The organism is Pseudomonas sp. MIACH, assembly GCF_001269925.1.
In the GTDB taxonomy this organism is placed as follows: domain Bacteria; phylum Pseudomonadota; class Gammaproteobacteria; order Pseudomonadales; family Pseudomonadaceae; genus Aquipseudomonas.
On the sequence record NZ_LHVO01000028.1, the window covers coordinates 153,766 to 166,644 of the forward strand.

A 12,879-nucleotide genomic window follows, 5' to 3' on the forward strand; every position below is an offset into this window, starting at 1 on the left:
CTCCGAAAAAGGCATGCGGCCATGCTACTCCACAGGCTCTCAGTTTGGTTTTTCAAATGGTTTGTCGAAGGTGATTTTTGGATCCTTCCATGGGCCTTCCACTTTGTACTGCACGCTGGCGAACCGCGAAACACGATCACCGATCAGCTTGTCGATCAGGAACAGTGCGCCACCAATCGCCGGCGCCCCGACGATCAGCGCAGCGATCGGCAGGTTGTTGGTCACCGGCAATGTCACCAACAGCTTGGCATCGACACGGTCAGCCACCAGGTCCAGGGTGCCGTTCAATTCCAGATTGCTCGACGGCCCAGTCAGGGTGATCGGCTCGCGGGTGACGAACACACCATTACTGGCCGCCAGCAGGCCTTTGACCCGGTCATAGCTCAAGCCTTTGCCCAGCAGGTCGGAGAAGTCCAGGCGCAAGCGGCGCCCGATGGAGTTGAAGTTGAGCAGGCCGAACACCCGCAGCGCCTGGGCGCCACCCTCTACTTCAACAAACTGACCTTTGCGGAAGGACGCATCCAGACTGCCGGAAAAACGCTTTGGCCCAACCCATGCTGGCGAACCCGGCCAACGCCCATCCACATCCAGATGGAAGTCCTCGCTGGTGACAGTCGGCGCATAGCCCCAGCCTTTGAGTACGTCGGCGATGTTCTTGCCGTCCAGGCGGCCCTTGTACCAACTGCTGCTGCTCCCCGGAGCGCCCTCCCATCCGCCGGCCCCCTTGAGTTGCATGCCCTTGAGGCCCAGGTCCAGATTGTTGAAGGCCAGGCCTTTGGCAGTGGGTCGGATCTTGAGCGACCAGGCGCCCACCAGGTCCGGCCCCTGAAACAGTTGATCAATGGCAATATCCAGTGCCGGAATATCCTTGGGATCGATGCTGGCCAACGGGTCCGGAGCGTTTTCATCAGCCTGCACCGTCGGGTCCACCGCCGGCAGCTTTACGTATTGCAGGTTGATCGCAATCGGCGCGCCCTTGGCATCCGGCAGGTTCACCGCACCCTTGGCCTGCTGGCTGTCGAACTGCAACCCCCAGGCGGCAGGCTTTCGGTCCAACTGCAGGTTGACCTGATCGAACTGGGTACCCAGACCGGTGAGCTTGCCAATCTTGAATTCGGCACCGCTCAGCAGTTGCTTCGCACTGCCACCCGGGTCATTGCCAGCATACTGGTTGACCAGTTTTTTCCAGGGATCGATATCCAGTTCCGAGAGCACGCCACGAATGCGCAAGCCCTTGCCTGCTGGCAGCACGGCATCACCGTCGCCGAGGAACAACTCGCCACGGCCGTCATTGAGTTTGTCCGGCGGCGCGGCAAAGGTGAAGTTGGCCAGCTCACCGTAACCAAACCAGTAGCGACGCTCAGCACCCTGCAAAGTCATGCGGAATACGCTGTCACGCCCCTGGCTGGCCGGCATGCCGAACGGCGCAGGCAAATCCACCGCAACGCCTTTGAGGTTGGAGCTGACCATCAGTTGGCTGTCGGCACCGTCCAGATTGAGCTGCAACTGGTAGGGAATATCACCGGACACCGGCAACGGCTGACTGACGTTCAACCAATCCGTCAAACGCTTGACCGTCACCTGCCCCCTGGCGGAGACACGGGTGCTGATATTGCCCGGCTTGCCATCGGCAAAGATCTGCGCAGTGATCGGCCGGTCAAATGCCTGGGCGGTAATCTTCTCGCCACTCAGGCCCTTGGCGCTGTCGAAGCGGAAGCTGCCCTTGAGCTGCGTCAGGTCCAGGGGCGGTTCCGCCAGTTGCAGGCGCGCCTTGTCCGTCTGGAAATCCACCACGATCCTGGGCTCGATGCCCTTGGCCAGCGGGATGTCCAGATCCAGCTTGCCCTGCAGGTCTCCTTCGCCTTTCCAGCCGGCAAAGGTGGATGCTGTGCCAATCGGCGCTTCCTGCAGGATCTTCAGCCCATCCCCCAGGCCACCGGCAAAACCGCCGGTAAGCAGCAGATGGCTTTCCTTGCCGGACGGTGCATGGGGAATATTGACGTAGATGTCCTTGACCTTGGTGTCGAGCACCTGCCCCTTGCTGGCCACGATACGAACGCCAGTCTCTTCGACAAACACCTCGCCATTGACCTTGGCCACATGGGGCCAGCCCGGCTGGAACGCCAATTCAGCGTCATGCACCTTGAAGAACAGGCTGATATTGCGCGAAGCCGGCAATGCATCGTGGTTCAGCGACCCCTGGTACTGGAAGAACCCCTGATCCACCGCGCCCTTGAGAATCGCCGTGCGCAGCCATTCATCCAGCTCGGGGCTCAGCACGGCTGGCAGGTATTTAGGGGTAAAGCGTCCATCGCCATCGACCATACCGACCCGCAGGTCCATATAGTCTTCCTGGCTGTGGTCGAAATGCAGGCGAATCAGGAAATCGGCGGCGATCTTGCCTTCTTCCCCCAGCACCTTGATATAGGGGGCGATCAGGGTGAAGCCTTCTTTATCCAGCTTCCACGTCAGGCGTGCATTGGCCTGGAGGTACTGCCAGGGCTTGGCGAAGATCGGATCGAGGTGCAGGGAAAAATCCTTGCTGTCCATGCGCAACTCGCCATGGCCCAGGTCGCCGCTGATGCTCCCGAAAACGTTGCGCGCGGCCGGTGCGCCGAAGTAGGCGTCAAACCCGACGCGCTCCAGGTTGGCGGCAAAACTGACTTTTTGATCGGTCGTATCCTGTGGACGGAAATCCACCAGAACATTGCGCAGCAGGCCGGTGGCCTTCAGATGCTCGACGGTCTTGGCGACACCTTCCGGCAGCGGCGCGAGGGCGTTGAGCAACGGTGTGATGGGGGTCAGGTCGAGGCGGTCAGCCTGCAGTTTCCAAGCTTCCTGGTCCTTGTCGGTCGCCAGGGTCTGCTGCAGTTGCAGGCGCGACTCCCATCGGGTCTCGCCCAGGTTCATCGCCAAGGAATCGAACAACACCTTCAAGCCGGTATCACCGCGTTGCAGATAGGCCGTGAGTGCAAGGTTTTCGATATGCACCGGCTTGCGCTCGGCGTAGCTGCCCTTCACTTGCGGCGAGTTGAGGCGCACCACCGCACTTTGCACAGTGCCTTTACCCCAATTCAGCCAGAATTCACCGCCGGCCTTGAACTGTGTGAGTTTCCACTGCTGGGTCAGCCTGGCCGGAATCCACTTGGCCCAGTCGCTCTGCGGCAGGCTCAGGTAGGCCTGGACTTCAGCGTCTTTCCATTGGCTGGCACGAATGCGGCTGCGCAGGCTCAGCGCCAGAGGCTGGCCGTCGGGCAGGGTCAGGCGTGCGTCCAGACGTTGACGGGTGATGCCGGTATGCAGGCTCAAACCCACATACGTCAAGGTCAGAGGCGCCTGGTCGAACGGTTGCAAGGTGACCTGGCTATCGAGCAGCGACAGGCGCTTGACCATCTGCATGCGCTGGAGCAATTGCTCCGGGTCCAGCGGCTGGTCGTCCTGCATCGGCAAGCCTTGCAGCGCCCAATGGCCGTCCTTGTCTTCCTTGGCGCTCAGTTGCAGGCCACTGACTTGCAGGTGCGCAATACGCACTTCGCGCGCCATCAGGCTGGCCCAGATATCCGGCACCACTTCGACCTGGTCCAGGCGCAAGGCACTGCTGCCCTCGCCGACCATCACGTCATGGGCCAGCAACACGGGCGCAAAGCCGCTCCAGCGCCCTTCAAGGCTGCCGATGTGCACAGGCATGTCCACCGCAGCCTGGGCCTTGGCCTCGATTTCCGCGCGGTATTCGGCCACCAGCGGGGTCAACTCGCGACCCAGGCTCACATACACCGCCGCCAACACCAGCAGCAAAGCGCACAGGCCCAGGCCCCAACGGGTCAAAACGGCAAAAAAGCGTATCAGACGCTCCATGTCAGGCGACCCTCAAGGCAGTAGTCGGACTGCAGATCAAGGTCTGCGAGCCTCGTAAAAAGAAAGCGAATGGGGATCAGAGCAGCACCACGTCATATTGTTCCTGGGAATACATGGTTTCGACCTGGAAGCGAATCGTACGCCCGATAAAGCCCTCCAGTTCAGCCACGTTACCGGACTCTTCATCCAGCAGACGGTCGACCACTTTCTGGTTGGCAAGCACTCTATAACCTTCGGCCTGGTAGGCCCGCGCCTCTCGCAGGATTTCCCGGAAAATCTCGTAGCAAACCGTTTCCGGGGTCTTCAACTTACCGCGGCCCTGGCAACTGCTGCAGGGCTCGCACAGCACCTGCTCCAGGCTCTCGCGGGTGCGCTTGCGGGTCATCTGCACCAGGCCCAACTCGGTGATGCCGATGATGTTGGTCTTGGCGTGATCGCGCTCCAGCTGCTTTTCGAGAGTGCGCAGCACCTGGCGCTGGTGCTCTTCATCTTCCATGTCGATGAAGTCGATGATGATGATGCCGCCCAGGTTACGCAGGCGCAGTTGGCGGGCAATCGCCGTGGCCGCTTCGAGATTGGTCTTGAAGATGGTTTCTTCAAGGTTGCGATGGCCAACGAACGCACCGGTGTTGACGTCGATGGTGGTCATGGCTTCCGCCGGGTCCACCACCAGATAGCCGCCGGACTTGAGCGGCACCTTGCGCTCCAGGGCCTTCTGGATTTCGTCCTCGACGCCATACAGGTCGAAGATCGGCCGCTCGCCAGGATAGTGTTCCAGGCGGTCGGCAATTTCCGGCATCAGCTCGGCAACAAATTGCGTGGTGCGCTGGAAGGTTTCCCGCGAGTCGATGCGAATTTTCTCGATCTTGGGGCTGACCAGGTCGCGCAAGGTACGCAGGGCCAGGCCCAGGTCTTCGTAGATGACACTTGGCGCGCCGATGGTCTTGATCTGCGCGCCGATCTGGTCCCACAGACGCCGCAGGTAGCGAATGTCCATGAGGATTTCGTCGGCACCGGCGCCCTCGGCGGCGGTGCGCAGGATAAAGCCACCCGCTTCCTTGATGCCTTCGGCGGCCACGCAGTCGCTGACCACTTTTTTCAGGCGCTCGCGCTCGGCTTCGTCTTCAATCTTCAGGGAAATGCCGACATGGGCGGTGCGCGGCATGTAAACCAGGTAGCGCGAAGGAATCGACAGCTGAGTCGTCAGCCGCGCGCCCTTGGAGCCGATGGGGTCCTTGGTGACTTGCACCACCAGGCTCTGTCCCTCATGCACCAAGGCACTGATGCTTTCCACCGCCGGCCCTTCGCGCAGGGAAATCTCCGAGGCGTGGATGAACGCAGCGCGGTCCAGGCCGATATCGACGAATGCCGCTTGCATCCCCGGCAACACCCGCACCACCTTGCCCTTGTAGATATTGCCGACAATCCCGCGTTTCTGGGTGCGCTCGACATGCACTTCTTGCAGAACACCGTTCTCTACCACCGCCACGCGCGATTCCATCGGCGTGATATTGATCAGAATCTCTTCACTCATGGCTGGGTCTCGTTCAGGCGTTTTCACAATAGTGACCGGTCGCTTAAGGCTGGGCGCTGGAGTAACGCGTTCAGCGCGCGGTAAGGTTTTGCCAACAGGGTATGCCGAATTGGGCGAGCAGTTGCGCGGTTTCACACACCGGCAGGCCTACCACGGCGGAATAGCTGCCATTGAGCCCGGCCACGAACACCGACCCAAGCCCTTGAATAGCATAGCCGCCCGCCTTGTCCAGGGGTTCGCCGCTGTGCCAGTAGGTTGTAGCTTCCTCGACAGAAATCCCACGAAAAAGTACACGACTGCTTACACATCGAGTTTCGCAGCGCTGTCCATCGGTGAGCGCGATGGCGGTGAGCACTTCATGCTCACGCCCCGCCAAGGCCATCAACATCGCCAGGGCATCGGCCTGGTCCACAGGCTTGCCAAGGATCTGGCCGTCCACAACCACCGCTGTATCGGCGCCCAGCACGCAAGCACCTGGGTTTTGCCCAAGCGCAGCAAATCCCGCCGCCGCCTTGCCGCGCGCAAGACGCTCAACATAGGCAACAGCCGATTCATTGGTAAGGGGCGTTTCATCGATAGCGGCGCTGACCACAGTGAACGGCACACCGATCTGGGTCAGCAGTTCACGCCGCCTCGGGGAGCCCGAGGCCAGATATAGCGAATTCATTGCAGACTCTCCCTGTGGGGTTCGATAACCAGGCAGAGCCTCGCAATCCATTCAATTGATTTTATAGCGACGACGTAACCCGCGAAGGCCGAAACTGATCCACGGCCACAGCAGCGCACTGACCAGGGCCGGCAACACCAGCGCCAGGGTTGGCTGGCGGTTACCGGTCAAGGCACTGAGCCACAGCTGTACCAACTGCGCCAGACCAAAGATCACCAGGATCACCAGGCATTGCTGCCACATCGGGAACATGCGCAGGCGCTGCTGCAACGACAGCACCAGGAAAGTGATCAGGGTCAGGATCAACGCGTTCTGGCCCAGCAAGGTGCCATACAGCACATCTTCCGCCAAGCCCAGGAACATGGCCGTGACCATACCCACTTTATGCGGCAGGTTCAGCGACCAGAATGCCAGCAGCAATGCCAGCCACAGCGGACGCAGAATCTCCATGAACTGCGGCAGTGGCGAAACGCTGAGCAGCAAGCCGATGGCGAATGTCAGCCAGACGATCCAGCCATTGCTCGAATGAGTACCGGCCATTATTCCTCCCTCTGCCGTGTGGTTGCCGGGGCTGCGGCTGGAGGCTTCGCGGCAGGCGTCGTGGTAGCAGGTGTGGTGGCCGGTGGTTTCGCTGCCGTCGGCTTCACCGGTTGCGCGCTATGGGCCGCTGGTTTGACCGGTGTGGCCACGGGCGCGGTAGCTGCCGGAGTTGCCGCCGGTACAACGGGGGTAGTCGACTGAGGCTTGGGTACGGTCGCAGGAATGATCGGCGCAGTGCCGTTCTTCTTGTCTTCCGCTTCCTGGGCCTGGGCGGCGTCGTTGGCACGCTCTTCCGGAGTGCGATTGTCGCTGAACACCAGCAACAGGTAGCGGCTGCGGTTCAGGGCGGCAGTGGGCACGGCACGCACAATGGCGAAGGGCTGGCCGGAATCGTGGATCACTTCCTTGACCGTTGCCACCGGATAGCCTGCCGGGAACCGCTGGCCCAGGCCGGAGCTGACCAGCAGATCGCCTTCCTTGATGTCGGCCGTGTCCGCGACGTGACGCAATTCCAGGCGCTCAGGGTTGCCGGTACCGCTGGCAATCGCGCGCAAACCGTTACGGTTGACCTGCACCGGAATGCTGTGGGTAGTGTCCGTCAGCAGCAGTACGCGCGAGGTATAGGGCATCAGCTCGACCACCTGGCCCATCAGGCCACGGGCATCGAGTACCGGCTGACCAAGCACCACGCCGTCGCGCTCACCCTTGTTGATGATGATGCGATGGGTAAAGGGGTTGGGGTCCATGCCGATCAACTCGGCTACTTCGACCTTCTCGTTGACCAGTGCAGAAGAATTGAGCAACTCGCGCAGCCGAACGTTCTGCTCGGTGAGGGCCGCCAGCTTTTGCATACGCCCCTGCAACAGCAGGTTTTCGGTCTTGAGTTTTTCGTTCTCGGCAACCAGCTCGGTGCGGCTGCCAAATTGGCTGGCCACGCCCTGGTAGAGACGTTGCGGCAGGTCGGTGATCCAGTAGGTCTGCATCAACACCAGCGACATTTGGCTACGCACCGGCTTGAGCAGTGCAAAGCGGGCATCGACCACCATCAATGCGACCGAAAGCACGACCAGCACCAATAAGCGCACGCCCAATGAGGGGCCTTTGGCGAAAAGCGGTTTAATAGGCCGCTCCTCCCAGGCAAATGTTCTCTTTATTCATACGGCATCTAACCGGCCTGGATGCAGATTGAAGAAGATAAACGCCAACAGGCAGCACTGCAAAGTGCTGCCTGCGGGCGAAACATGGTGCAACCAACGATCTTATTCGCTGGAGAGCAGGTCCATGGTGTGTTTATCCATCATTTCCAGTGCACGACCACCGCCACGGGCGACGCAGGTCAGCGGGTCCTCGGCGACGATCACCGGCAGGCCGGTTTCCTGGGCCAGCAGCTTGTCGAGGTCGCGCAACAGGGCGCCACCACCGGTCAGCACCAGGCCACGCTCGGCGATGTCGGAAGCCAGTTCCGGCGGCGATTGCTCCAGGGCGCTCTTCACAGCCTGAACGATAGTGGCCAGGGACTCTTGCAGAGCCTCCAGCACTTCATTGGAGTTCAGGGTGAAGGCACGTGGAACGCCTTCGGCCAGGTTGCGACCGCGAACATCGACTTCGCGAACTTCGCCGCCCGGGTAAGCGGTACCGATTTCCTGCTTGATGCGCTCGGCGGTGGATTCGCCGATCAGGCTGCCGTAGTTGCGACGTACATACGTGATGATCGCTTCGTCGAAACGGTCGCCGCCTACGCGTACGGATTCGGCGTACACCACACCGTTCAGGGAAATCAGGGCGATTTCAGTGGTACCACCACCGATATCCACCACCATCGAACCGCGGGCTTCTTCAACCGGCAGGCCGGCACCGATCGCGGCAGCCATCGGCTCTTCGATCAGGAACACTTCACGGGCACCGGCGCCAAGGGCCGATTCACGGATGGCACGACGCTCCACCTGGGTGGACTTGCACGGAACGCAGATCAGCACACGAGGGCTGGGCTGCAGGAAACTGTTTTCGTGAACCTTGTTGATGAAGTACTGCAGCATCTTCTCGCAGACACTGAAGTCGGCAATCACGCCGTCTTTCATCGGACGAATGGCAGCAATATTGCCAGGTGTTCGGCCGAGCATGCGCTTGGCCTCGGTGCCGACGGCAACGACACTTTTCTGATTACCATGGGTCCGAATGGCCACAACCGATGGCTCATTCAGAACGATACCGCGCTCGCGCACGTAAATAAGGGTGTTGGCAGTGCCCAGGTCAATGGAAAGATCGCTGGAAAACATGCCACGCAGTTTCTTGAACATGGGGAAAGGACCCTAGGCAACGCGTGGGTAAAAAAGTGCGGCAAACTCTAACAACGACAGGGATTTTGGGCAAGGCGCCAATGTGCTAAATTGGCCGACTTTCTGTGCACCAACCCCCACAATCGCGGCCGTAAGACCGTAGAAATGCGGTAGTGTTCCGACAATCTAACACACGGACAGCCTCCGTTCTGTTTTCCACTGGAGATTCCCATGGCGCTTGAACGCTCCGACGTGGAAAAAATCGCTCATCTGGCCTCGCTTGGCCTGAATGAAGCCGATCTTCCACAGACCACCGCAGCCCTGAACAGCATTCTCGGGCTGGTTGACCAAATGCAGGCCGTGAATACCGACGGTATCGAGCCCCTGGCTCACCCGCTGGAAGCCAGCCAGCGCCTGCGCGCAGACGTCGTGACCGAGCGCAATAATCGCGAGGCCTACCAGTCCATCGCGCCAGCGGTCGAAAACGGCCTGTACCTGGTTCCGAAAGTCATCGACTAAAGGGAAAGAGCCTGCAATGCATCACATGACTCTGGCCGAGATCGCCCGCGGTCTCGCCGACAAAAAGTTTTCTTCCGAAGAGCTGACCAAGACCCTGCTTGCGCGCATCGCCGAGCTGGATCCCAAGGTCAACAGCTTCATCAGCCTCACCGAAGAACTGGCCCTGAGCCAGGCCAAGGCCGCCGACGTACGTCGCGCCAACGGTGAGAATGGCGCCCTGCTGGGCGCACCTATCGCCCACAAGGACCTGTTCTGCACCCAGGGCATTCGCACCAGCTGCGGCTCGAAGATGCTCGACAACTTCAAGGCGCCCTACGACGCCACCGTGGTCGCCAAGCTGGCCGCTGCCGGGGCCGTGACCCTGGGCAAGACCAACATGGACGAATTCGCCATGGGGTCGGCCAACGAGTCGAGCTACTACGGCGCGGTGAAAAACCCGTGGAACCTGGAACACGTGCCTGGCGGTTCGTCCGGTGGCTCGGCTGCGGCCGTTGCCGCGCGCTTCCTGCCAGCCGCCACGGCCACCGACACCGGCGGCTCGATCCGCCAACCGGCGGCCTTCACCAACCTCACCGGCCTGAAACCGACCTACGGCCGCGTTTCCCGCTGGGGGATGATCGCCTACGCCTCCAGCCTCGATCAGGGCGGGACCCTGGCCCGCACGGCCGAAGACTGCGCGATTTTGTTACAAGGCATGGCAGGCTTCGACGCCCAAGACTCCACCAGCATCGATGAACCGGTGCCGGACTACAGCGCCAGCCTCAATACTTCGCTCAAGGGCCTGCGCATCGGCGTGCCGAAGGAATACTTCAGCGCCGGTCTCGACCCGCGCATTGCCGAATTGGTGCACAACAGCGTCAAGGAGCTGGAAAAGCTCGGCGCGGTGATCAAGGAAATCAGCCTGCCGAACAACCAGCATGCGATTCCTGCCTACTACGTGATCGCGCCGGCGGAAGCCTCTTCCAACCTGTCGCGTTTCGACGGCGTGCGCTTCGGCTACCGCTGCGAGAACCCGAAGGACCTGACCGACCTGTACAAACGCTCCCGTGGCGAAGGCTTCGGTGCCGAAGTTCAACGCCGGATCATGGTCGGTGCCTACGCCCTGTCCGCCGGCTATTACGACGCGTACTACCTCAAGGCGCAAAAAATCCGTCGCCTGATCAAGAACGACTTCATGGCTGCCTTTGAAGAAGTCGACGTAATCCTCGGCCCAACCACGCCGAACCCGGCCTGGAAGATCGGCGCCAAGACCGGCGACCCGATTGCCGAGTACCTGGAAGACCTCTACACCATCACCGCCAACCTCGCGGGCCTGCCGGGCTTGTCCATGCCTGCCGGCTTCGTCGATGGCCTGCCGGTGGGCGTGCAATTGCTCGCCCCGTATTTCCAGGAAGGCCGCCTGCTCAATGTGGCGCACCAGTACCAGTTGAACACCGACTGGCACACTCGCACCCCTACCGGCTTCTGAGGAGAACACTATGCAATGGGAAGTTGTGATCGGGCTGGAGATTCATACCCAGCTCGCCACCCAATCGAAGATTTTCTCCGGTAGCGCCACCACGTTCGGCTCCGAGCCCAACACCCAGGCCAGCCTGGTAGACCTGGGCATGCCCGGCGTACTGCCGGTGCTGAACCAGGAAGCCGTGCGCATGGCGGTGATGTTCGGCCTGGCGATTGACGCCGAGATCGGCCAGCACAACGTGTTCGCGCGCAAGAACTACTTCTACCCGGACCTGCCCAAGGGCTACCAGATCAGCCAGATGGAATTGCCGATCGTCGGCAAGGGCTACCTGGACATCCCGCTGGAAGACGGCACCATCAAGCGTGTCGGCGTCACCCGTGCGCACCTGGAAGAAGACGCCGGCAAGAGCCTGCACGAAGAGTTCAACGGTGCCACTGGTATCGACCTGAACCGTGCCGGCACGCCGCTGCTGGAGATCGTGTCCGAGCCGGACATGCGCAGCGCCAAGGAAGCCGTGGCCTACGTCAAGACGATCCACGCACTGGTGCGTTATCTGGGCATCTGTGACGGCAACATGGCCGAGGGCTCGCTGCGTTGCGACTGCAACGTCTCGGTGCGGCCAAAAGGCCAGGCCGAGTACGGCACTCGCTGCGAGATCAAGAACGTCAACTCGTTCCGCTTTATCGAGAAGGCGATCAACACCGAAGTGCGTCGCCAGATCGAATTGATCGAGGACGGCGGCAAGGTGATCCAGCAAACGCGCCTGTACGACCCGAACAAAGACGAAACCCGCGCCATGCGCAGCAAAGAGGAAGCCAACGACTACCGTTACTTCCCCGATCCGGACCTGTTGCCGGTGGTGCTTGAGGATTCGTTCCTCAATGACATCCGCGCCACCCTGCCGGAATTGCCGCCGCAAAAACGCGAGCGTTTCCAGGCGCAGTTCGGCCTGTCGGTCTACGATGCCAGCGTACTGGCTTCGAGCCGTGAGCAAGCTGACTACTTCGAAAAAGTCGTGAGCATTGCCGGTGACGCCAAGCTGGCGGCCAACTGGGTGATGGTCGAGCTGGGCAGCCTGTTGAACAAACAGGGCCTGGAGATCGACGAAGCGCCGGTGAGCGCCGAGCAACTGGGCGGCATGCTGCTGCGCATCAAGGACAACACCATCTCCGGCAAAATCGCCAAGACCGTGTTCGAAGCCATGGCCAGCGGTGAAGGCAGCGCCGACGAGATCATCGAGAAGCGCGGCCTCAAGCAAGTCACCGACAGCGGCGCCATCTCCGCCGTGCTGGATGAAATGCTGGCGGCCAACGCCGAGCAGGTCGAACAGTACCGTGCGGCAGACGAAGCCAAGCGCGGCAAGATGTTCGGCTTCTTTGTCGGCCAGGCGATGAAAGCGTCCAAAGGCAAGGCCAACCCGCAACAGGTGAACGAACTGCTGAAAAGCAAGCTCGAAGGCTGATTGCGATGAATAGCCCGAGGCAGATTTCATGATTGCCTCGGACCCTGTGGGAGGGGGCTTGCCCCCGATAGCGGTCTATCAGCTTGCACATCTGTGTCTGACAGAACGCTATCGGGGGCAAGCCCCCTCCCACATAAGCCCGCGCCCATATTCGATACAGGGGTAACCTTGGAAATGAAGCGTTTACTTGGCCTTTTAGCCCTGTTCTCTCTACTGGCCGGCTGCGCCAGCGGCCTCATCAACCCCAACGGCTACGACGAAACCGGCACCGCCTCTTTTTACGGCGCCAAGCACCATGGCAACAAAACCGCCAGCGGTGAACCTTTCAACCAGAACGCCCTGACCGCCGCCCACCGCCAACTGCCCTTCGGCACCCAGGTCAAGGTCACCAATCTCGCCAACGACAAATCCGTCGTGGTCCGTATCAACGATCGCGGCCCGCATACCCGTGGGCGCCTGATCGATCTATCACGCAAGGCTGCCGAGCAACTGGGTATGCTGGGCAGCGGCACCGCCCGCGTGCGTGTGCAAGCCCTGAGCAACTGAAGACGGAGCCTTGGCCAT

General features: G+C 60.9%; 10 protein-coding genes. 4 read left to right on the forward strand and 6 right to left on the reverse strand.

Translation table 11 applies throughout. The features are described from left to right. Window positions 1-39 precede the first annotated feature (39 nt). From AD670_RS10865 to mreB, 6 genes are all read right to left on the reverse strand, one after another. Window positions 40-3,855: a YhdP family protein gene (locus tag AD670_RS10865; protein ID WP_053131574.1), complete on the reverse strand. Its 3,816-nt coding sequence runs from the start codon at window positions 3,853-3,855 to the stop codon at window positions 40-42. A gap of 76 nt (window positions 3,856-3,931) precedes the next feature. Continuing rightward, the gene (gene rng / locus AD670_RS10870; protein ID WP_010213134.1) at window positions 3,932-5,389 is read right to left on the reverse strand and encodes a ribonuclease G; all 1,458 of its coding nucleotides are present in this window, start codon (window positions 5,387-5,389) and stop codon (window positions 3,932-3,934) included. 70 nt (window positions 5,390-5,459) lie between these two features. Then, window positions 5,460-6,056: a nucleoside triphosphate pyrophosphatase gene (locus AD670_RS10875; protein WP_053131577.1), complete on the reverse strand. Its 597-nt coding sequence runs from the start codon at window positions 6,054-6,056 to the stop codon at window positions 5,460-5,462. Window positions 6,057-6,107: 51 nt separating this feature from the next. Continuing rightward, window positions 6,108-6,596: a rod shape-determining protein MreD gene (gene mreD, locus AD670_RS10880; RefSeq protein ID WP_027604826.1), complete on the reverse strand. Its 489-nt coding sequence runs from the start codon at window positions 6,594-6,596 to the stop codon at window positions 6,108-6,110. After that, a complete protein-coding gene (gene mreC / locus AD670_RS10885; protein WP_082340951.1) occupies window positions 6,596-7,717 on the reverse strand; it encodes a rod shape-determining protein MreC in 1,122 nt (373 codons plus the stop codon). The genes mreD and mreC overlap by 1 nt, the downstream gene beginning before the upstream one ends. 138 nt (window positions 7,718-7,855) lie before the next feature. Further along, entirely contained in the window at window positions 7,856-8,893 is a 1,038-nt protein-coding gene (gene mreB, locus AD670_RS10890) for a rod shape-determining protein MreB (protein WP_002555108.1), read from the reverse strand. A gap of 210 nt (window positions 8,894-9,103) precedes the next feature. Here mreB and gatC point away from each other — a divergent pair, with 210 nt between their 5' ends. The 4 genes from gatC (at window position 9,104) to AD670_RS10910 (ending at window position 12,861) form a co-directional block, all read left to right on the forward strand. Continuing rightward, a complete protein-coding gene (gene gatC, locus AD670_RS10895) occupies window positions 9,104-9,391 on the forward strand; it encodes an Asp-tRNA(Asn)/Glu-tRNA(Gln) amidotransferase subunit GatC (RefSeq protein ID WP_003171764.1) in 288 nt (95 codons plus the stop codon). Between the two features lie 16 nt (window positions 9,392-9,407). Continuing rightward, entirely contained in the window at window positions 9,408-10,859 is a 1,452-nt protein-coding gene (gene gatA, locus AD670_RS10900; protein ID WP_053131583.1) for an Asp-tRNA(Asn)/Glu-tRNA(Gln) amidotransferase subunit GatA, read from the forward strand. Between the two features lie 10 nt (window positions 10,860-10,869). Further along, window positions 10,870-12,315 (forward strand): Asp-tRNA(Asn)/Glu-tRNA(Gln) amidotransferase subunit GatB, encoded by a 1,446-nt coding sequence (gene gatB, locus AD670_RS10905; protein ID WP_053131586.1) that lies wholly within the window; start codon window positions 10,870-10,872, stop codon window positions 12,313-12,315. A gap of 174 nt (window positions 12,316-12,489) precedes the next feature. After that, window positions 12,490-12,861, forward strand: coding sequence for a septal ring lytic transglycosylase RlpA family protein (locus AD670_RS10910; protein WP_053131588.1), 372 nt, complete (start codon window positions 12,490-12,492; stop codon window positions 12,859-12,861). Window positions 12,862-12,879 lie beyond the last annotated feature (18 nt).

Coding starts and splice junctions, on each gene's coding strand:
- AD670_RS10865 (WP_053131574.1), bottom strand. CDS start 3,855: ATGGAGCGTCTGATACGCTTTTTTGCCGTTTTGACCCGTTGGGGCCTG.
- rng (WP_010213134.1), bottom strand. CDS start 5,389: ATGAGTGAAGAGATTCTGATCAATATCACGCCGATGGAATCGCGCGTG.
- AD670_RS10875 (WP_053131577.1), bottom strand. CDS start 6,056: ATGAATTCGCTATATCTGGCCTCGGGCTCCCCGAGGCGGCGTGAACTG.
- mreD (WP_027604826.1), bottom strand. CDS start 6,596: ATGGCCGGTACTCATTCGAGCAATGGCTGGATCGTCTGGCTGACATTC.
- mreB (WP_002555108.1), bottom strand. CDS start 8,893: ATGTTCAAGAAACTGCGTGGCATGTTTTCCAGCGATCTTTCCATTGAC.
- gatC (WP_003171764.1), top strand. CDS start 9,104: ATGGCGCTTGAACGCTCCGACGTGGAAAAAATCGCTCATCTGGCCTCG.
- gatA (WP_053131583.1), top strand. CDS start 9,408: ATGCATCACATGACTCTGGCCGAGATCGCCCGCGGTCTCGCCGACAAA.
- gatB (WP_053131586.1), top strand. CDS start 10,870: ATGCAATGGGAAGTTGTGATCGGGCTGGAGATTCATACCCAGCTCGCC.
- AD670_RS10910 (WP_053131588.1), top strand. CDS start 12,490: ATGAAGCGTTTACTTGGCCTTTTAGCCCTGTTCTCTCTACTGGCCGGC.